The organism is Petrimonas sulfuriphila, from assembly GCA_038561985.1.
Classification (GTDB): Bacteria; Bacteroidota; Bacteroidia; order Bacteroidales; family Dysgonomonadaceae; genus Petrimonas; species Petrimonas sulfuriphila.
The window spans coordinates 60,740-82,120 of sequence record CP073276.1 but is presented as its reverse complement, the minus strand read 5'-3'; the positions used below and the strand labels follow the sequence as shown (position 1 = coordinate 82,120).

General features: G+C 41.9%; 11 protein-coding genes. 4 read left to right on the top strand and 7 right to left on the bottom strand.

What is annotated here, in order from left to right; all coding sequences use genetic code 11:
• Positions 1–16 precede the first annotated feature (16 nt).
• Genes KCV26_00300 through KCV26_00285 form a run of 4 tightly spaced genes read left to right on the top strand, consistent with a single transcriptional unit; the run spans position 17 to position 7,161 of the window.
• Positions 17–1,258, top strand: coding sequence for an MFS transporter (locus KCV26_00300; GenBank protein ID WZX36867.1), 1,242 nt, complete (start codon positions 17–19; stop codon positions 1,256–1,258).
• A 16-nt stretch (positions 1,259–1,274) separates the two neighbouring features.
• Positions 1,275–2,741, top strand: a complete 1,467-nt coding sequence (locus KCV26_00295; GenBank protein WZX36866.1) for an L-fucose/L-arabinose isomerase family protein — start codon at positions 1,275–1,277, stop codon at positions 2,739–2,741.
• A gap of 35 nt (positions 2,742–2,776) precedes the next feature.
• Positions 2,777–5,692 carry a hypothetical protein gene (locus tag KCV26_00290; protein WZX36865.1) on the top strand — a complete coding sequence of 972 codons (2,916 nt, stop codon included), beginning with the start codon at positions 2,777–2,779 and terminating at the stop codon, positions 5,690–5,692.
• A gap of 29 nt (positions 5,693–5,721) precedes the next feature.
• Positions 5,722–7,161 carry a sulfatase-like hydrolase/transferase gene (locus tag KCV26_00285; GenBank protein ID WZX36864.1) on the top strand — a complete coding sequence of 480 codons (1,440 nt, stop codon included), beginning with the start codon at positions 5,722–5,724 and terminating at the stop codon, positions 7,159–7,161.
• Between the two features lie 25 nt (positions 7,162–7,186).
• Here the strand turns inward: KCV26_00285 and KCV26_00280 are convergent, their stop codons facing one another.
• From KCV26_00280 to KCV26_00250, 7 genes are all read right to left on the bottom strand, one after another.
• Positions 7,187–9,868, bottom strand: coding sequence for a family 78 glycoside hydrolase catalytic domain (locus KCV26_00280; protein WZX36863.1), 2,682 nt, complete (start codon positions 9,866–9,868; stop codon positions 7,187–7,189).
• Between the two features lie 109 nt (positions 9,869–9,977).
• Positions 9,978–11,543: a RagB/SusD family nutrient uptake outer membrane protein gene (locus tag KCV26_00275; GenBank protein WZX36862.1), complete on the bottom strand. Its 1,566-nt coding sequence runs from the start codon at positions 11,541–11,543 to the stop codon at positions 9,978–9,980.
• Between the two features lie 27 nt (positions 11,544–11,570).
• Complete coding sequence (locus KCV26_00270) at positions 11,571–14,636, bottom strand: TonB-dependent receptor (GenBank protein ID WZX36861.1); 3,066 nt, start codon at positions 14,634–14,636, stop codon at positions 11,571–11,573.
• Positions 14,637–14,982: 346 nt separating this feature from the next.
• Positions 14,983–18,150 (bottom strand): glycoside hydrolase family 2, encoded by a 3,168-nt coding sequence (locus KCV26_00265; GenBank protein WZX36860.1) that lies wholly within the window; start codon positions 18,148–18,150, stop codon positions 14,983–14,985.
• Positions 18,151–18,578: 428 nt separating this feature from the next.
• Positions 18,579–19,187 (bottom strand): NigD-like N-terminal domain-containing protein, encoded by a 609-nt coding sequence (locus tag KCV26_00260; GenBank protein ID WZX36859.1) that lies wholly within the window; start codon positions 19,185–19,187, stop codon positions 18,579–18,581.
• Positions 19,188–19,215: 28 nt separating this feature from the next.
• A complete protein-coding gene (locus KCV26_00255) occupies positions 19,216–20,361 on the bottom strand; it encodes a 1-acyl-sn-glycerol-3-phosphate acyltransferase (GenBank protein ID WZX36858.1) in 1,146 nt (381 codons plus the stop codon).
• Positions 20,362–20,364: 3 nt separating this feature from the next.
• A complete protein-coding gene (locus KCV26_00250) occupies positions 20,365–21,348 on the bottom strand; it encodes a D-alanine--D-alanine ligase (protein ID WZX36857.1) in 984 nt (327 codons plus the stop codon).
• Between the last annotated feature and the right edge of the window lie 33 nt (positions 21,349–21,381).

Genomic DNA, 21,381 nt, shown 5'->3' with positions numbered 1-21,381 from the left:
TGCGTTAACAATGAAAATGAAAAATAAATATTCCGGTTTTATTTGGTTGGTTGTTCTGATGTGTGCTTTGGCAACCGGACTAAGTTTTTTGGACAGGCAAGTACTTTCCATATCCATTATTGAAATTAAGGGCGAGTTAAACATCAATGATACCGACTACGGACTTATCAATACTTCTTTTCTGGTTGGTTATGCTATCATGTTTACTCTCGGCGGTATCTTGATAGATCGTTTCGGAAGCCGAAAAGGGTTAGCCCTGTCGGTTGCATTGTGGTCGGTTGCTACATTTATGCACGGTTTTGCCGATAATTTTTATGAATTTGCGCTGTTTCGGTTTATTTTAGGAGTTGGGGAAGGGGGAGCCTTTCCAGGAGTAATTAAAGCGGTTGTAGAGTGGGTGCCTAAGAAAAACAGAGCCTTAGCGAACGGATTAGCTATTGGTGGTTCTGCCTTTGGAGCAGTAGTCGCTCCTCCGTTAACGGTTTCTTTAATGGATAGTGTAGGTTGGCGCGGCGTTTTTTTTATTGTAGGGGGGATTGGTATTCTGTGGACGTTGATCTGGCTGTTCTTTCCACAGGCAAAATCAGAAAATAATCATCTGAATAAAGAGTTGAGCAACAATAGGTCGGATGTTCCGCCTTTAAGAAAGCAATTGTTGGGTTTACTGAAATCTAAAGAGGCCGGGACCTTTATCCTGATCCGGTTTCTGCTTGATCCCATCATTTATTTTTACATGTTCTGGATACCTAAATTTCTGAATGAGACCAAGGGCGTCTCTTTGGAAATAATTGGGAACTTATTCTGGATACCCTATTTAGCGCTGGGTGTCTCCAATATTTTTGGAGGATTTGTGTCGGATACCGTTTTGAAAAAGACGGGGGATGTCAATCTGTCAAGAAAAGCAGTAATGGGATTTGCTGCTCTACTTACCGCTTCAGCTATTTTTGTGAGATATACAGATTCTGTCGGAGTCATCATCCTGTTATTAAGCTCAGCATTTTTTGCGCACGGCTTGTGGATTACAAATTACATTACCTCCATCGGGGATATGTTCGGCAAAAATTCAAGTTCCACCGTTGTTGGGTTGTCCGGTACAGCCGGGGCTTTATCATCCCTCATTGTTAATCCGTTCATGGGAGTGATAATATACAGATTTTCTTACAATCCGCTGTGGATTTATGCCGGAGTAATGTATTCCGTGGCATTTATTATATTCACTTTAGCTATTCCCAGAATAAAATCGATTTCAAATTCATAAACTAAAAGTATAAGAGATGAACGAGTATAAAGAATTTTTCTCTCCCCAGTTAAATAAGGAACTTCATATTGGTTTTTTTGGAGTTGGCTATGATTTTTATTGGAGTCAATTTCCCGGATTATTTGAAGAATTGATGGAGAAACATCAGGTTATCATGGGTAAAGTGCCCCCCAAAGCGGTAAAAATCATTGATTTTGGGATGGTTGACAACCCTTCTAAGGCATACGAAACCGTATTGAAAATTCAAGCAGCCAATCTTGATATGCTATTCTGCAATATGTTGACCTATGCTACATCAGGAACATTTGGCGTTATTGTAAGGGCTGTTGATGTGCCCATAATATTGGTTGCTTTACAGCCAAGAAAAGCGTTAGACTATTCAAAAGCTTCTACGTATATGCAGCTTGCGAACGATGACATATGCTCCTTGCCAGAATTTACCGGTGTTGCTGCAAGGATGGGGAAGAGGATCCCCGGTGTAATCATTGGTACCCTGTACGATGATCCCGAGGCTGACAGAAAAATAGCGGAGTATTGTCAAATAGCAAGAGTCCTCAAGGGACTGAAACAAGCTCATTTCGGGCATATTGGACATCCTATAAATGCTATGCTGGATATGCATACGGATATAACCATGCTGACATCTTTTTTCGGATGTCATGTGGTGGAGTGTGAAGCCAATGAAATTGTCGACCACTATGTCAGTTGCAGGGAGAGTGAGATAGAGGAAACGGAGAACATGATTTTAGAATTCTTTGATACACCTGATCCAGTGTCCGATCCTATTGCGGTGAAATTAAACAAAGAAGATCTGAACACCTCCGCTCGGGTAGCTGTAGCGCTAAAGAAGTTTATTGAAAGTAAGAAGATCGACGGGCTGGCTTATTATTATAATGGAAGTCCGAAAAGCACGGAAGAACTTGTCATGTCGAACCTGATAGTGGGTAATTCGCTACTCACTTCTTCCGGATTTCCGATGTGTGGAGAATCTGATTTAAAAACGTTGGTTGCTATGATGATCATGAATTTACTGGGCATAGGAGGGAGTTTTGCCGAATTTCATCCGGTGGATTTTAATGAAGGGTTCGTATTGGTTGGACACGACGGGCCACACAATATCTCCATTGCTGAAGGGAAACCCGTGTTGCGAAGTTTGATAAAATATCACGGTAAACCGGGTAGTGGGGCCGGTGTAGAGTTTAAAATCAAAGAAGGGCCTATCACTATGCTGTCCATCAATTCAACCTGTGACGGAAAATTCAAATTTGTCATTGCTGAAGGAGAATCGGTAAAGGGACCAATTCCGCCAACAGGAAACACAAATACCCGGGGATATTTTAAACCGGATGTCAGGACTTTCTTGTATAGATGGATGAACGAAGGCCCTACACATCATTTTGCTTTAGGAATTGGACATAATGCCCATCTCATACAAAAAGTGGCCAATTATTTGAATATCGAATCAGTAATAATTTCACAATAATGCCAGTAATTATACAATAACATACAAAACGGATCATGAAAAAGTTACCATTTGTTTTTTTAATTTTAGGTTGTCTGTTTGGTAGTCAACTTGTTTTGTCACAGAACAGATACGATGCTCTGAAAAAAGGGTTTGAAACGCCTCCTCAATATGCACGTCCCAAAGTTTACTATTGGTGGCTAAACGGATATATTGATACCAACAGGATCAAAGAAGAAATAAAAGCTATGCACGAGGTGGGGATAATGGGTTTTGATATTTTTGAGATAGGGGTCAATGCCTCGGATACAGTAACCCCTGCTGGGCCTGCTTTTTTAAGTTCAGAATCCTTACAAGCCATAAAAATTGCGTTGGATGAAGCAAAGAAATACGGGATGGAGGCCGGGCTAAATATGGCAAGCAGCTGGAATGCAGGCGGCAGCTGGGTAACTCCCGAATTTGCCTCGAAAGCAATTTATATGTCAAAAACAAAAATAGATAACATAAAGAAACAACAAAAAATTAAATTGCCTTTTCCGGAAGTACCCAAAAATGATAACCGGGGGCAAGAAACAATAATCAAATTCAATAGAAACGGGAAACCGGTATACTATAGAGAGATAGCCGTTGTCGCTTTGCCTTCAAAGGAGGTGATTGCTGATACGGCAAAAATTATTGACGTAACGCGGTTTTTTGATCCTCAGAGTGAAACTTTGAACTGGCAGGTTCCGGAAGGAGATTGGGATGTTTATCGTTTTATTACGTCCAACTCAACAGAAAAACTAATGCTGCCAAGTCCAAATTCAACCGGACCCATTATTGATCATTTTGATGCCAACGCCACCCAGATGCACTTTGACTACGTTATTGAAAAGCTCAGAACCATTGTGCCGGATTTTCGGGAATCTTCGTTGAAAAGCCTTTATTTAGCGAGTTATGAAGCCCGAGGAATGACCTGGACCCCTAGCTTGCCAGTCGTTTTCAGGGATATGCACCGTTACGACATATATAAATTCCTACCTTTACTTTTTAACAAAGATCTGTATCAACCTTCCCTTGCTGAAAGGTTTCAAACTGATTTCCAGAAAACATTGTCTGAACTTATGATCAATAATTTCTATCGTAAAGCTAAGGAAATCACCAACAGCTATGGATTAAAGATCAATTCAGAATCGGGAGGCCCGGGTTATCCGCTTCATAACGTTCCTGTTGAACCCTTGAAATCCCTGGGAGCAATCGATATTCCAAGGGGAGAGTTCTGGATTAACCACAACAGACTTAACAAAGACGGCATAGATGTGTTGCGTATGGTCAAAGAAGTCTCCGCAGCATCACATATCTACCAGCGAAAAATTGTTGAACAGGAAGCTTTCACGACTTTTCAGCATTGGCAGGAAGCCCCTTCCGATATGAAACCATACGGAGACCGGGCTTTTTGTGAAGGGATGAACAAGGTGGTTTTCCATGGCTTTACCCATTACCCCGGTAACATAAAAGAACCGGGAAGTGTTTATTCTGCGGGTACACACTATAACCTTAAAAATATCTGGTTTCCTAAAACCGAACCTTTTAACAATTATTTATCAAGGGTTTCCTTCATACTTCAGGAAGCTGATTTTTATGCAGATGTACTCTATTATTACGGTGACAGAACCCCCAATTTCACGGGCCACAAAAACAGCCGTTTTGCTGTAGGTCCGGGGTATGACTATGAAGTTATCAACACGGAGATTTTCACCCGGTTAACGGTGGAGAACAAAAAGCTCAAATTGCCATCAGGAGCCATTTTTGAGTTATTGTATTTAGAACCTGAAAAAGAAATGCATCCGGATGTTTTGAAGAAAATTGAAGATCTCTTACGGCAGGGCGCACAAATTATCGGAGAGAAACCTCTGCGGGTGTCGGTTAGAGACGATAACGAAACAAAACAGCTTATCGATAAATTATGGGACAAGAACAATAAAAGTGGTTTTGTGATCACTGATGCGACTCCACTGGGTTTATTGAAGAAAATGAATATTCAACCCGACGTAAGTTATCCCGGATTTGAGTTTAATGATTTTGATTATACTCATTACAAAACAAACGGTATGGATTTTTATTATATCAGAAACACAAGAAACCACTGGGTTTCCAAAAATGTGGCTTTCCGTCAACAAAATAAAATTCCTGAAATATGGAATCCCCAATCAGGTGAAACCGATTCTCCGGATATTTACAGCCTGAACAGCGCTTCCGTGAGTATACCAGTGTCTCTACCTCCATACGGGGCGATCTTTTATGTGTTTAGAAAAGGAGAAAACCGGGCGAAGTACGATCAGGTAACCAGCTTGAACCAGTCAGACAGTCGGGTATTTACATACCGCAATCGGACGTATATTTTGAACGATGGAGTATTTGAATTAAATAAAGGAAGTCAAAATTATGTGTTTGATAACCATATTTCTATGCAGCCTATTGACGGGGCCTGGGAACTTTTCTTTCCCGGAGTATTTGACACGCCCGAGAAAGTCATCTTGCCTGAATTAACCTCCTGGACAGAGTCGAAAAACGAAAAGATCAAATACTATTCCGGAACGGCCACTTATAAAAAAACATTCCAGTACGACATCAATTCAGCTTTTAAAAAAGAAGGCCAGAAAATATTTCTCGATTTGGGAGAACTGTCCAAAATAGGAAGTGTAATCTTGAACGATGTCTCCCTGGGCATTGCGTGGACGAAACCCTATTGGTTTGATGTGACCGACATAATCCGGCCGGGAGATAATACGCTGGTAATTGAAGTAGCCAATACCTGGTCCAACAGGTTGACGGGTGATGCAATCACAGGTGGAAATTATACGGATACAAACATTAACGCTACCAATATCCCCGGGTTAAACAAGGTCTATGTGCCTTGGACACAGGTTCCGTTGATTAAATCAGGATTGTTGGGGCCGGTGACACTTAAAACCGTGAATCCGGTTGAGTAATATTTTTTATCAAGTAAATTTATTTAAATATGAAAAATTTAAATATTTCACTGGGGGTTTCAGTCGGACTGGGTCTCTTTTACTCCCCTTTCTCTTCGCTGAGTGCCAAGGACCAGGACAAAAAAATGAATATTGTCTTTCTTCTGGCAGATGATCTAAGATGGAACTCGATAGGCTGTTTTGGTAACGATGTTGTTCACACGCCAAACCTCGATAGATTGGCTGAAGCAGGAGTCAAGTTTGAAAATACCTATGTGACCACTCCCATCTCCATGGTTAGCCGGGCATCGATATTAACCGGTCAGTACATGAGCAGGCATGGAATCAATCGCTTTTCGAAAGAGATAGATGAAGGGAGTTTTGCCGATACTTATCCATCTGTGCTCCGAAGAAATGGGTACTATACCGGATTTGTAGGAAAATACGGGGTAGGGAAAATACGGGAAGATGATTTTGATTATGTAAATTCGTACGAAGGGTTACACTGGATGCCATTAAATGGGGCACGGATCAATGTTTTGGGGAAAGACGAGAACGGACTTCTTTACACAAAAATTCAAGGAGATTCTATTCATGTCACCGATAAAAACCTGAACGATGCCATTAATTTTTTGGAAAACAGGCCAACTGATAAGCCTTTTTGCCTGTCGGTAAGTTTTTTTGCCACACATGCACAGGATAATCATCACGATCAGTATCGGTATAAGCCGTCGAGCGAAAAATATTATCAAGACATTGAAATTCCAATGCCTGTAACCTCTACGCCGCAACATTACTACTCATTGCCTCCTTTCATAGCCAATGAAAAGTGCGAAAGCAGGGTCCGCTGGCACTGGCGGTTTGATTCTCCGGAAAAATATCAGAAGTATATGAAAGCATACTATAGAATGGTTACCGAGATTGATCTGGCAGTCGGTGAGATTATTGAAAAATTGAAAGAGCAGGGTGAGCTGGACAATACGTTAATAATATTTACAGGGGATAACGGATATTTTCAAAGCGATTTTCAGATAGCCGACAAATGGTATGCATACGAGCAATCCATCCGTGTGCCTTTAATAGTCTTTGATCCCCGGATTCCTGCTGGCAGAAGGGGCGTTAGCTATGAGGAAATTGCCCTGAACATAGATATCGCCCCAACTCTTGTTTCTGCCTCCGGAAGCCCTGTTCCCAATGTTATGCAGGGGGAGGACTTGTCAACTATTTACTTGAAGAAAAAACATCCCCGGAGGGATGATTTTTTCTTCGAACATCCTTTTATAAACAATGAGGAGTTTATCCCCTCCTCCCAGGCGGTAATATCCATTCAGGAGAAATATATACTGTATCCTCATTACGGGTTTCAGCAATATTTCGATCTAAGAAAGGATCCGTTGGAAACTGACAATGCTTTTCTCCGGTTGAAAGACTCCCGAAAGATGAAAAAACTGAAAAAAAGATTTCAGGAATTAAAAACTATGGCAAAATAAGTTCATCAATTGCTGTTCATCTGTTTTACAACGGATATTCAATGGAATATTTTCCGCTCTGTAATTCTACTGATCCGTCTTGGGGGGAATGCAGTTGATGGTTTATTTTGATCTCCTTACCTGAAACAGGACACTTTACTTTGGCGATTGAACCGACAGGGATCTCTACTTCCATTTTCATCCGGTTGTCAACTGTTTCCCAATGCACGCTTACCCATCCTTTTGGGGTGTTTATCCGGGTTTTGGCCCAGGTTACCCCACTCGGGATCTGGGGATCGACAAGAAATTCGCTGTACGCGGTTTTTCCATCGATTTGACGGATTCCTCCCACCGATTGGTAAAACCATTGCCCCACGCCGTTATAACAATTGTGTATTCTGCTCCTGGCTCCGTTCCAGTGCTCCCAGGTGGTTGTGGCACCATTTTCTAGCATGTATAAATATCCGGGATAAGTTTTTTTCTTCAGCATGGAATAAATAAATTCCGGTTGGTTGTTTTTCGCAGCCCATTCCATCATTACGGGTATTCCTACGAGCCCGGTATTGAGATGCCCGTTATCTTCCTTTTCCGTTCTTTCCATCAATGTTTTTATCAGATCACCCTGCAGGTGTTGAGGAACTGCTTCGGCAAGCATTGGAAAAATAAGGTCAATCTGCGATCCGGTTGAATAGAGTCCTTTTTGTTCATCAAAAAACGTGTCATGAATGACCTCGTTTAGTTGACTTTTCTTTTCAGAATAGTACTTTTTGTCGTTGTCTTTACCCAGGTACCCGGCAATATCCGCCATTTGGCTGAAGCAAACAGACAGGTAGCTGTTATTCACCAGGTCAACCGATCTATCATCCAGGTGGTTGGGGTTTCCAACGCCGTCGGGTGTAGCCCAGTCCCCCAGGTACCAATTTCTATAATCGGTATTGGGCCAGCGTTTCAATAGTCCATCGACACTATGTCTTTCAACATATCCAAGCCATTTTTGCATAACCGGATAATACTTTTCCAGTACATTGATGTCTCCGTAATTCTGGTAGGTGTGCCACGATGCCGATATAATGAATCCGCACCAGTAAGGCCCGCCTCCGGCAGCGTAAGGATTAGGGGCGGTATGTGGCATGCTCCCGTCTTCCCGGATCACATCCGACCAGGCGTCCAGCCAGTTGCTGTAAAGCGGGGCGAGGTTAAACATGGTTTGGGCAGTAACGGTTGAAGCGTTACCGTCTCCTCCGTAGCCCAATCTTTCAATTTGAGGGCAGTCTACCAGGTAGCCGCCTAATCCGAGGCACTGCAGCGTGTAAAACACCATATCGTGAATGCGGTTAAGATCAGTGTCTGAGCATTCAAAACCGGAATTGAGTTCAAAATCGGTGTGGATAAGGTATGCTTTAACAGAAGCTGGATTGGGTACTTCGTAAAGATTGGATATCTTCACATACCTGAATCCGTGATAGTTGAACTTATTCCTGAAAAATTCTGTACCGCTGCCAGATGCGATGTAACGATCTGTCTGTCCTTGATGGACTATCTCTCCGTTCTCGTCCAGGTGGTCCGAATACTCCAGAACAACTTGTTGCTTGTCTTGCAATTGGGGGAAAGTTATCTCGAACCATCCGGCAAGGGTTGTTCCCATATCCACTAGAAAAGTACTGTCGTTAAGCTTGTTTATTGCCGAGGGGTTGATTTCTTTTGTAATCCTGTTGGGTTCAACCATCTGAGGGGTTACGGCGTGTTTGGGTACTTCAACAACGGACGCTTTATTCCAGGTCAGTTTTTCAGGTTCTGTGAACAGGAGGTTTTGTGTTTCCAGGTTTCCGGAAACCTCTTCTCCACCGTACCTTCCGGACATCCAGTCGCTGATCCGGGTATATTCGCTGTTTCGAGCCAGCCAGGTATTGTCTGTGACGACAATATTTTCTGCCGATTGACCCGAGAATTTTTCCAGCTGAGCTTTTACAGACGGCCCTTCCCCGACTACTCCCGGCAGCCCTTTTGAATACCAGCCGCTGCCTAACCAGATAATCAGGTTATTTTCACCTGCCGTCATGTAGGGCGTAACGTCGTAGGTATTGACCAGCGAACGTTTGTTAAACTGAGAAACTGCAGGTGAGAGGACATCATTGCCGATCTTCTGTCCGTTAATAAACACTTCGTGATAGCCCAAGCTGTTGATGTGAAGCAGATAAGTGTCGTCCTTATTCACCTTTTCTATTGAAAACACTTTCCTGAATTGGGGACAATGTTGAAATCCGTTTTCTGTAGGATAACCTATATAGGAAGCTGCCCAATCGCTTTCATCCAGTATCCCGATGCTGAATGTGCCTGTTTCACTCCATTTAGAAATGTTGCCGTTCTCATCCCACGTACGAATTTTCCAATAGAGCAATTCTCTGGAATGAAGGGGGCTACCCTGATAATCGATCAGTATATTTGACGGAGATAGCACTTTCCCGGAATTCCAGAGGTCGGCTTTTTCTTCACTTAAGTTGTTGGTGTTGCTGGCTACAAGTATCTGGTATGCAGTTTGTTGTGTGCCTTCTTTGTCCGAAATATTTTTCCAGCTAAACCGTGGATGCAACGTGTTTATCCCTAAAGGGTTGCGCAGGTTTTCACATTTCAAATCAACAATTTTTGAGATATTGCTTGGAGAGCATCCGAGAATGCTCAAAAAAATCAGTGAGCAGATTAGTTTTTCTACTGGTTTTCTTAACTTCATTTGGTATTGTGTTTGGTATGTAATTGTTACTGAAAATTTTCTTACCATAAACAAAGATAGTAAGGAGAAACACATTTCCCCTTACTATCCTTAAAATTTTTCGGATTTATTAATAACCCGGATTCTGTTCAAGCAGATTGTTGATGTCTATTTCGCGTGTTGGAATGGCATATATCATTCTGAAATCGTCAATGATATAGCAACCGTCGTTGTTGGTAGCCTTAACCCAGGGATGGAGCTCTTTTATTCTTTGTCCATGGGCTGTCATAACCTCTTTCACTAATCCTGTGCGCTTTAAGTCACTCCATCTGTGGTTTTCGTATGCAAGTTCATGCCTCATCTCGTCAGATACATCTTTCAGCGTACAACTGCTTAATGGGGGAATTCCGGCACGGGTCCTGACCTGATTGATATAAGGTAAAGCCTCCGTGTTCTTACCTTGCTTTACTAAACATTCTGACAAAAGTAATAATGCACCGGCGTACCGGTATATGGGGAAGTTCTCGGTACTTCTCAAGCTGTATGAGTACGGCGGATGAAAATATTTTTTCACCATGTAGTGATACGTTTTGCCGTCCGGTTTTTGATATCCTTTGGCTTCCTTGATGCTTTCGTAATAGAAATTATCGCCTTCAGAATATCCTTCAACCACAACAATGGATGCCGGTAGTCTGGCATCACCTGCTTCGTAGGAATCAACCATCTCTTTTGTTGGCACTACCCAGCCGCCGCTGGTCCCTGCATAGTTTGATCCTCCTATTCCCATCATATCAACCAGGTTGCTGCATTTGGGTGCAAGCCTCCATGCGAAAGTACTGTATTGGCTTGTTGATCCGTCTTCGGTAAATTGTACCTCAAGGATGGATTCCTGGTGATTTTTATTGCTCGGATCAAAAACATCTTCGTAGTTTTCCAACAGCTCGTAGTTCATGTTCGTTATGGCTACCAAATCCTGTTCGGCAGTCTTGTAATCCGGGGTTGATTTCGTCATACTGATGTAGGCACGCAACATTTTTGCGGCACCCATGGTTGCACGTCCTTTGTTGTCTTTGGAGAAATCAACAGGCACGGGTAATCCCAGTTCGATCGCCGTATTCAGGTCGGTCAGCATTTGAGTATAGCATTCTTCCGCAGTGGATCTGGGTAAAAAAGCCTGCTCGGCAGTTGTAACTTCTTGCAAACTAAGGGGCACACCACCGAAGCATTTAACCAGGTCGAAATAATAGAAGGCGCGTAGAAAAAGAGCTTCTGCTTTAACTTTGGATTTTTCAGCATCCGTCAGTTCCGAGGCGTCCACCCTGTCGAGTATGGTGTTTACTTTGGCAATGTTCTGGTAGTTAACCGTCCAACGGTCTCTTATCGGTCCCGCATTTGCAGATACCTCATCATCAATAAACAAGCACGGTTTTTCAGTTGCATTGTATGGGCCACGGTCACCGTAATAGATCGTATAGAAGGCATTGTCCGACCTCATCTCATCCATAAACAAACCGTTATTGGCAATATTCCGGAATCCGGTATATGAAGCATTTAATGCCTGATCAAAATGAGTCATGGTTTTATAAAATGAGGCAGACGTCACATTGGTTTCCGGATATAAATCCAGAAATGATTGACTGCAGGACGATAAAATAAATATTCCTGTAAGTACTATCAATAAGTTTCTTTTTGACATAATTATGTGTTTTTTTTAAATTTATTATTAAAAAGATACATTGATCCCGGCTGTGTAAATCCTTGACACAGGATATGACGTATGATCCACTCCGTAGAAAGAAAGGCCGCCTGTACCGCTGCGGCTAACTTCGGGATTCATGCCCGGATATTTAGTCAGAGTAAGCAGGTTTTGAGCCGTCAGGTAAAAACGCAGGGATTTGATGAATGGATTTGACTTCAGCGGCACTTTATAACCCAATGTTAGATTTTTAACCATAAGGTAGGAACCATCAAAAACCCATCTCGAGTTGGTATAACGGAACAGTTCCGTTGATCCCGTAAGCGTTCTGGGGATATTTCCTTTCCCTGGATTTTCTACGGATCTCCATCTCTCTGCCACTTCTTTTCTTACGTTAAATACTGCGTCAATGTTTTCAGTCCATTCGTAAGTTGCATCCATAATATCGTTACCTACAGATCCCGAAATAACCACACTTGCATCGAAGTTATTCCAGCTGAAAGAGTTGGTTAACCCATACAGGAAGTCCGGATTCGGATTACCAATAAATGTTTTATCTGCCGAGTCAATCTTTTTATCACCGTTGATGTCTTTCATACGAACTGTTCCAACGGTTGATGAGGCATGCTTGGGCTGTGAATCATACTCTTCCTGAGTCATGTAAACGCCGTCATATACATATCCATAGAACATACCCAACGGTTTCCCAACAGCTGTTCTGTTATAGTCAACCTGGTTGTTGTAACCACCTATCGGAGTATCGTTTGTTCCCAGTTTAACTGCTTTGTTTCTGTCGAAAGTGATGTTGAAGTCAGTCGACCATTTAAAAGCGCCGGTTAAATTTTTTGTCTGCAAGGTAAATTCATGCCCCCAGAAACGGAATTCACCAATGTTGGATTGTATGTTGGAGAATCCTGAAGAATAAGGGATATCTATCTGGTAAAGTAATCCGTTGGTTACTTTATTGTAATAATCATACATAAAGAAAACGCGGTCTTTGTATAGACTTACATCAGCACCAATGTTCCACGATTCAGTAGTTTCCCAGGTCAGGTTGTTGTTTCCGATATTTCCTAACTGACGGCCGGGAACAATTGTTCCGTCTAGCACATAGTTATTGTTGTTTACAGAGGCGATGGATGTATAATTACCGATATTGTTGTTACCAACTTTACCCCAGCTGGCCCGCAATTTTAGAAAACTCAAGTTGTTGACATCTTTTAAGAAGCCTTCTTCGCTGGCCACCCAACCCGCAGAAAATGAGGGGAAGTTGGCCCATCTGGCGTTTGCTCCAAAACGAGAACTTCCATCCCGTCTGTAAGAGAAGGAGAGGATGTAGCGGTTCATGTACTCGTAGTTGAACCTCGACAGCCACGACAACATGCTCCATGCAGATTTTCCGCCGCTTCCAACTTTTGTTTGTGCAGCATTGAAAAAACCAATTTCGTCGCTGGGATAGTTGGATGCATTTATAGTGGAGGAGATATCTTTGGATTTTTGAGCTGAATAACCTAAGAGAACGTCGAAATCGTGAACTTCGTTAAATGTTTTTTGATAGGTTAATGTATTTTCAACCAGCCAGTTTTCGTAGTTGAAAGTGTTGTACGAGCCATATGCCGGATTGGGGGGCGCAGAAAACATACCACCACTTACGTATGACGGTACCCATCTTTCCTGCCTGAAGTTACCCATATCGGCGTTTGCACTGATACGGTATTTCAGTCCTTCTGCCAGTTCAACCTGCGCGTAAGTGTTTACTGTTCCGCGAATAGTTTTGGCGGGGTTCTGCCTGTCTCTGAGAACTAAGTAATAATTCGCGTTACCAAACATTCCCGGAGGAGAGTAGGAAATGGGATAGGTACCATCTTCGTTCTTGTATTTCAACGCCGGATCCATTAAGAAAGCAGATCCAATGATTTGCCTGTCAATACCGATTCCGTCCTGCACCTGGCGATCGATGTAAGATGCAGATAAATTCATCCCGAAAATAATGCGGTCAGACGCTTTAAATTCATTGTTTGAACGAACAGAGAACCTGTTTGCATAAGAGTTTATGATAGTTCCTTCAGTGCTGTTGTAATTCAAATTCACAGACGATTTAACCACATCCGTGCCGGTTTGTAAACCCAAATTGTAGTTTTGGGAATTTGCTGTTCTCAATAACACTTTATACCAGTCGGTGCCTTCCGATACCGAAGCAGGATTTGCATATTGTTCAGGTACAGGAGTTGTTTTTCCTTCGTATTTTTGTGCATCTTCATAATACTCCTTTTTGAATTGGGCGAACTCGCGGGCGTTCATTACATCAGGCATTCCTCTGCTGGACACATCCTGAATCCCGTAATTTGCATTAAACGTGATTTCCGTTTTTCCGGATCTTCCCTGCTTTGTAGTGACAAGGATGACGCCATTCGCTGCGCGTGAGCCATACAATGTGGTTGAAGCGGCATCTTTCAAAATTGAAATAGATTCAATTTCATCGGGAGACAGTGTTTCTAATCCTGAACTGCTGGGGAATCCATCTATTACAACTAGCGGGTTATTACCTGCATTAATCGAAGCTTGTCCCCTGACCCTGATGGACAGGTTTCCGTTGGGTTCTCCGGAGTTGTTCAGAATTTGAACACCTGCAAATTTACCTTGCATTTTTTGAGTAATATTGGAAACAGGCATGTCAACCAATTCGTCAGTATTTATTCTGCTCATGGCGCCAGTCACTGAACGTGCCTTTTGTGTACCGTAGGCAACAACAACCACTTCGTCAAGCAGTTCGGTATCTGTTTCTAAAATAACGTCTATCGATGTTCTTCCTCCAACCTCGATAATTTGTGATTTCATCCCCACATAGGACACTTCCAGTTTAGCATTAGACGGTACGTTGGGTAATATATAGTTACCGTCAATATCAGTTATTGTTCCAACTGATGTGTTTTGTACTTGAATAGTTACGCCTATCAAAGGCTCTTTGTTTACGTCGATCACTTTTCCCTTTACCGTAATATTCTGGGAAAAGATTAAAAAAGAGGACAACATACACATGATGGTTACTGCCATCGTCCGTCTAAATAAAATTGCAAAATTCTTCTTTTTCATCCGTTGTTTATTAAATTTAAATTGTTCATGATTAAATTAAATTTCAAATTAGAGTATTTCAATTAAATGGAATTGCCGTTTATCGCACATTAGATTTTTTATAAATTTTTACAAATTTAGATCCGCAAAAATAATGGATGTGATCGGGGGAAACCTAATTAAAATGACACTTGTACTGTCTTTTTTGATATAAATTTTGAATTTAATGTGACAAAATTCTTGTTTATTTCAATATTATTGAGTGTAAGGTGTTGTCGATTAATTATATAATGCGATTTTTCTCTCAGCAGGTTAATTGTTTTTTTTATTTATAGGTTCTGTAAATATTTCACAAAACACCTTAAGTTTATTTAGTTAATGCTATATTTTTAGTTAAAATTAACTTCACAGTTCCTCCCAGGCCAGACTTTCTGAAAAAGGTCTCTTTGTTGTCTCGTTCAAATTTTTGGATGTTAGTTTGGGTAAAGCGTTCTTCTTTTGAGAGATAACTGTCTCCGATCAATCTGTTTACCCATGAATTTGTTACAGTAATCACAATTTTATTGTTCCCCTCCTTAATATAGGGTGTTATGTCAACGGTAAAAGGGGCAATCCAGCAAACACCCGCATTTTTTTCGTTTATACTTACAGAGGCAATATCTTGAACATTCCCCAAATCGAGACATATGCTTTTCCCTTTAATGTTGTCTTCATTCAGGTTAAAAGTACTTGAATATTCTGCCGAACAGGAATAGTATTTACTGAGTTCATCGGGTAAATCACTCCAGAACATCAGGCTGTCCATAACAATCTTTTGTTTGGGGGCCCATTCTCTGTTAAAACTCAATTCCCACGGGTTATCAAGAATTTTTTCTACGTACGAGCTCTTTTCAGTAAAAGAGGACGTCTCATTGTCAGACCAGGAAAGTGTATACGTTCCCGTGTGCAGAACCTGGCCGGAAATTTTTTTATGTTCCTGCTGAAATTTAAAGTTTGGGGAGGTGGAAGCAGACAGGCTCAATTCAGGAAAAATTTCTATTCCATTTCTTTCTATTTTTGTAATGTGTCTGTCTTGTTTCTTTTTTCTGAAAACAATAATTTTGGAGCCTTCAGGGGTAAAATGCAAAGGCACATGTGTATATCCGTTCTTTTCGTAATAAACGGGAATTTCCTGAACGTTGCCTGTTATGGGATCCCATAACTCAGGAACTTTACCGCTGACCCTGAATTTACAGACGGTTTCTTCGTATCGATCAGGCAGATCTGTAAAATAATGATATTCATTATGATCTATCCCGTGCCGTGATAGACGATTCGCTATGAAATAAATGTCCTCAGAGGGTGTATACCGGTGAATATAGTCCAGATGAGTGTCGGGATATACGCTCTCATACCCAAAGTCCGGAGGTATGTTCTGTAATTGAAGCACTTTTTCCGGCGAAATTCCCCAGAATACCTTCCCTTTACCGAAATTGTTGACAACAATTTCTTTTCCGTCAATATCTCCCCACATCTTGTCAGCAAGGAGTTTTACCGTTTTATCAGACATGGGATAGTTCTTTAAACCGGTGGCTTTCCCGGGTTTTGGCCCTACCAGAATCATCCCGTCTTCCACAAGTTCCTGAAGTTTTACTAACAGTTCAGCCTTGATTGATGTGGCATTGGGGAGTACTAATATTTTATAGTTCATCCCATCGGGAAGAAAAATCATCCCGTCTTTTATTTTTACATCATTCATCAACACGTCAAAGCTGCATTTATCCCAATCGTAGCCTTTCCCCAGATCATTAACCTCTTCTTTTAGAAATATAAAATTTGGCGCATCATCTCCATAATAATACAGGGCATCGGCTCTGAATAAGCCTTTCGACAATACAGATGATACCCGGTTCATGTATTCAACAAATGATTTTGACTCTTTCCACCATGTAGCGTGACGATTCAGATGAGTGCCTGCAAAGTACTCGTTCCCGGGTTCGCCATATTCATCAGGAGAAGCAGTATATGTATGCCATACAATCCTGTTAACACCCGAACAAAAGATCCTGTCGATATCATTCTTGCAATCTTTAGGAGGACGTTCCCAATGTGGGCCAATGCTTGTGGGACCTTCAGCAGCAACAAACCGTTTTCCATAAATGTGAGCAACGCTCGCACTTTGTTTTACGGAAAGACGTTGGTCTTCTTTAGTAAAAAAAGTCTGAGACCGTATCCAAAATTCACCCATAGGCACATCATTAAACTTCATGGTTTGAACCGCATCAATCGGAGCTGCATGTGGGCCTCCTGACTCGGGGTGAGTTCCCAGTTTGTTCGAGTGGGCAATATCTCTGAATGTTTGATAAAATTCCTCAGCCACCAGATCTGCAACGGTGCGACGAAAATCGTGGAGAAACCTGCTTGAAACCTCCCGGTTAATTACAATGCGGTCCGTAAGAACAGGTAGAAAGGGAGTCATGTCATAGCCGTTTCTTTTTTCAAATGTTTGCATAAAGTGATCTGTCCAATTTGCAACACCCATTTCCCAGCTATCAGTATGGATGAATTTTAATGAGTTTCCCGCTTTTCCTGCAGTCTGAATCAGCTTGGATATAACATCTTGATTGTATTTCAACAAAGCCTCCTTATTCAGGTGGTCCATTGCCAATCCTTCCCATCCGTCACTGGCAGTAGATACTCCTTTGCCGGTATTTATCATTACAAAACGAAGAACAGACCATGTTCCGTCAGGTGCATTCCATTTAAGGTTTTCTCCATCAAAGTATTCCGTAATATCTATTATATCACTCTTATTTATCGGATTTCCTTTTCCCTCAAAGTCCTCTCTCAGCAGATGTAGGGGATAAATGCCGGCAGAGCCGAGTCTCTGTTCCAAAGTTTTGAGTTTTATGTTTTTGATTCTGTCGGATTGCGGAACGGTATCACCTGATTGCTTTACGGCAATAATTTTTACATCCTCAAGGATATTTTCTCCGGGAGGGAGAGGCAATTCCCTGTTAACAGCTTCCGGGCCATTTATCGTCATTTCGCTCCAGGTTATTTTTTTTAAAGCAAGTTCAGGTGTTACGGAAGGCCCGCCCGGATTCCATCCGCTTTGGACATTTATCGATAGTTCCAATTCAAGCCGGTCTGCCTCACTGACGGCGTGCTCAAAAAGTTCGAGCCATTCTTTGCTTAGAAACGCCGGCCCCGCTTCTGTTTTGTGTGCCACATCATAAGCAGAAGACCCGGCATCGAAGATCATTGCTCCGCCGTAGCCATTATTCTTCATGGCTTCCAGGTCTTTGGTTATACAATCTTTCGTCACATTGCTGTTGAGCCACCACCAATAAGCCCTTATTTTTGCATCGTTAGGTGGAGACTTAAAATCATCCAATAACTCAGAGTATGAAGTTTTAAACGTTGTCTTGTAAATATCTCTTTCGGTTTTGCAACCATTGATCAAGAAAAAAGTAATGAGGATAATTAGGAATTTTGAATCGAACAGCATCTGTTTACTTGGGTTTGTGATTGCTGCTTTGTTATTTATTTTCATGTTGCAAGAGTTTTGGATGAGTAACTTTTCTTTTACAGGATATTAGTATAATAACTATCCGAATTTCATAAATGCCGGATTTGAAAGTCACAAAAATAAAATATCCTCCAACTGGAAAACTGACTAAAATGACACATAAGCTGTCTTTTTTGATATTTTATCTTTCGAACTTTTATGTTAATGATGTAGCGAGATGCGATATTGCCCTTCTTTATAACCCGAAAGGCAATTAAAAAAAGTTAGAAATACAAAACTACAATTGGAAGTTTTTTGCAATAGGATAAATTTGCCCGGAAATCTGTAGGGGGATACAATAATTCCTTATTAAAAATATGAAAACTGTGAAAAATGATATAGTAATTGAATGTTTTTGCTGGCCGGATCCAAGGTTTATTGCTGTAAATATGTGTTAAAAATAGAGGGGTGGATCATTTTACTTTTAGTTCGAATACGCGTACGCCAGTGTGCGTTTGGATATGAAACCGGAAAGGGGTGGGGGAACCGTTGGGGGATTTAATGGCGGAAAGTGAGAAAGAAGCATAAAGTTTCTGGGTGTATCCAGGTGGATCGTTTTCTTTTGAATGGCTGAAGTGCAGATCGATAGTGGAAGATTGCGTATCGCGAAACAATCCGATAACGTGAGTTTTGTCGAAGTATTCTATTTCGAGGATCAGATTCAGGTAGTTTCCGCCCACCCAAACGCTTTGCACTTTTACAGGGTCTTTGATGAGGTTGGTCACGGCGTTGCTTTCCTGGACTACCCCCGTGAAAATATCGTTAACGCTGTTGATTTTCACCGTGTCGCCGCGTAAAGGCGTGTAGTTGAGAATGACACGTTGCCCGTTTTTGCCCGAATAATCTTTCAATTCAATCGGGACAAGGGTCTTGAAGTTATCCAGTTGAAACATTATCCGCTCAACTGGTTTTACTACTGTGGCAAACTCTACGAAGAAGTCATCGATACGCTCCGGTTCTTTCTCACATGCACTTGCAAGGAGAAAAAAAACCGTCAGGTATACAACATAATTCCTCTTCATTGTTTTAGCTTACTGCCATTATTTTTACTTATATTTTTTCCGCCGAAACAAAATTCTTCACTGTATTCCCATACATCCCGATTAGCTTTTCACGCAGAAAACGGTAGTCTTTGCCGGGGATATCAATTTTTGCAATCTGCCCGTCGATATAGTTATCGAAAGCTGCCTTGTCTTCATCGGTATATCTGGCGGCAAACAAGTTGCTATTTTCCATCAGATCGTAGGCAATGTAGTTCATCGGAAAAAAGACGTAGTTTTTGTAAATCTCCCTGTCGATGGCCTGGGTTACAGTTTCCAGTACCTGTGCCCGGCTGGTCTTTTCATCGATACGTGATAATGTGTCGTTGATCCGGTTTCCGAACTTGAAAAAAACTTTCCCTTTATAACCCAAAATGCCCGTTCGCATATTTTCGATATCGTCGGCTTGGCTTTTTTTATATCCGGGGTTGTCTCTTTTAAGCTGGTATTCTTTGGCTTTGAGGTAATCGCACGGATCAAATTCGTAGGTGATGGAAAGAGGTATTATGTCAAGCGACCTGAGTGCCTCAGCCGGCTTTGAGCTGTTGTACAGTGTCAGCATCTTCAGCAGGCTTGCCTGGGTCTTATCGTCCGAATCTTTTGCGCGGCCTTCGCGTTGGGCAATCCAAGCAGATTGACGGCGACGGGTGATGGTGTCGAAAATATACTCCGACAGGTGTCTGGAGGTATCCAGCATCTCACGGACTGAAACGCGGCGTTTCACGATAAAACTTTTGTTAAGCCTTACCAAATCAGTAATCCAGTTATATATCAGCAAATTATCTCCGATGGCAATTTCCGACGTATCTATTCCTTTATCGAAAAAGAGAATATTGAGGAAAGCTGCATCCAGTACAATATCACGGTGGTTGGAAATGTAAATGTGGCTTGAGCCGTCTTTGAATTCTTCAAATCCTATACCGGTAAGTTCTGATGTAGTTTTGGCAATAAGCTGTTTCATAAAAGGATAAATGATGGTTCGCTGAAAATCGTTAATCGATTTGCAAGCGAGCATGGCTCCACTAAACATTTCCCACGTTATTGGCTTAATCAGGGGTTCGGCCGCTCTGCGAAAGTAGGGATCGTTGATAAGGGACCGAATAACTGAAGGGACTTCGCCGTCGTACAAAGGGCGGATATCATCGAAATTTTGCATAGTTTATTTTTTTAGCCGGTTATATTCGTATTCAATAATATCGGTCATCACGTCAGAAATATCGAGCCCGGCGGCGCGTACCTGTTGAGGAATAAAACTGGTCTCAGTCATTCCGGGTGTAGTATTTACCTCGAGCAGAAAGGGGATACTGCCGGAAATGATGTAATCTGCCCTGATGATACCTTTTGCACCGATAAGGCGATAGATCCGTTCGGTCTGTTCCTGAATTTGTGCTGCCATGTCGTCCGGGATCCGCGCCGGAGTAATTTCTTCAACTTCTCCTTTGTATTTAGCATTATAATCGAAAAACTCATTCCGGGTAACCACTTCGGTGAGGGGTAATTGCTGAAACCCCTTTCCTGCTCGATAGCATCCGCAGGTCACCTCTGTTCCTGCAATAAAACTCTCGACCATCACTTCAGAGGCTTCATCAAAAGCCTTTTCTATGGCTTGTTGCAGGAGTGATGCCTCTTTTACCTTGGTCGTTGCAAAGCTAGATCCGCCGATATTGGGCTTTACAAATAGAGGAAGTCCTAATTGATGAACGATCGATTCGGTATTGTGCGATTCCCTGGAACGAAGTATCACCGATTCGGCCATGTTGAACCCGAAGCTCTTCAGGAAGTGGTTACATGTGAATTTACTGAAAGTCAATGCAGATGCTAGCACTCCACAATTGGAGTAGGGAATGTTGAGCATATCGAGATAGCCCTGTAAAACACCATCTTCCCCCGGGGTGCCGTGAATAGTGATGTATGCAAAGTCAAACGCTGTTTTCGTTCCGTTCGCCGTGAAGCTGAAGTCGTTCTTGTCGATGGGGAAGGTTTCGTTTCCGCATTCCGCTTCCCAGACTTCTTTATCAATTTTTACCTTATAAAGGTTATACCTGCTTTTATCAATAAAAGAGTAAATGCCCCGGGCGCTTCTCTCTGAAACTTCCTTTTCAGACGAATAGCCTCCCCAAATGATGGCAATGTTCTTTTTCATATTTTTTTGTTGTGGTTTGAGGTGTGAGTTATT

Coding starts and splice junctions, on each gene's coding strand:
- KCV26_00300 (WZX36867.1), top strand. CDS start 17: ATGAAAAATAAATATTCCGGTTTTATTTGGTTGGTTGTTCTGATGTGT.
- KCV26_00295 (WZX36866.1), top strand. CDS start 1,275: ATGAACGAGTATAAAGAATTTTTCTCTCCCCAGTTAAATAAGGAACTT.
- KCV26_00290 (WZX36865.1), top strand. CDS start 2,777: ATGAAAAAGTTACCATTTGTTTTTTTAATTTTAGGTTGTCTGTTTGGT.
- KCV26_00285 (WZX36864.1), top strand. CDS start 5,722: ATGAAAAATTTAAATATTTCACTGGGGGTTTCAGTCGGACTGGGTCTC.
- KCV26_00280 (WZX36863.1), bottom strand. CDS start 9,868: ATGAAGTTAAGAAAACCAGTAGAAAAACTAATCTGCTCACTGATTTTT.
- KCV26_00275 (WZX36862.1), bottom strand. CDS start 11,543: ATGTCAAAAAGAAACTTATTGATAGTACTTACAGGAATATTTATTTTA.
- KCV26_00270 (WZX36861.1), bottom strand. CDS start 14,636: ATGAAAAAGAAGAATTTTGCAATTTTATTTAGACGGACGATGGCAGTA.
- KCV26_00265 (WZX36860.1), bottom strand. CDS start 18,150: ATGAAAATAAATAACAAAGCAGCAATCACAAACCCAAGTAAACAGATG.
- KCV26_00260 (WZX36859.1), bottom strand. CDS start 19,187: ATGAAGAGGAATTATGTTGTATACCTGACGGTTTTTTTTCTCCTTGCA.
- KCV26_00255 (WZX36858.1), bottom strand. CDS start 20,361: ATGCAAAATTTCGATGATATCCGCCCTTTGTACGACGGCGAAGTCCCT.
- KCV26_00250 (WZX36857.1), bottom strand. CDS start 21,348: ATGAAAAAGAACATTGCCATCATTTGGGGAGGCTATTCGTCTGAAAAG.